This is a genomic window from Elizabethkingia argenteiflava, from assembly GCF_009904105.1.
GTDB classification, from domain to species: domain Bacteria; phylum Bacteroidota; class Bacteroidia; order Flavobacteriales; family Weeksellaceae; genus Elizabethkingia; species Elizabethkingia argenteiflava.
In genome coordinates, this window is record NZ_JAAABJ010000457.1 from 1 (window position 1) to 255 (window position 255).

A 255-nucleotide genomic window follows, 5' to 3' on the forward strand; every position below is an offset into this window, starting at 1 on the left:
CTACGGATTATTTGGAACAGTATTCTTTACCTTGTTAAAACAGGTTGTCAATGGCGTATGCTTCCCCAAGATTTCCCCAAGTGGCAACGGGTGTACTATTATTATAAAAAGTGGGCAGATATGGGGCTATTCGAACTAGTGTTGGAACATTTACGAGGCAAATTTCGAGTAAAACTAGGACAAAAATCAGAGCCATCGCTTGGTATTATGGACAGCCAGAATATTCGCTGGGGCAATAACCGGTCATTAAAAGGA

1 protein-coding gene is annotated in these 255 nt (G+C 41.2%); it reads left to right on the forward strand.

What is annotated here, in order from left to right:
• Positions 1–9: 9 nt before the first annotated feature.
• Positions 10–255 (forward strand): transposase (locus tag GNY06_RS05300; protein WP_317163752.1); only part of this gene is annotated, 246 nt, incomplete at its 3' end.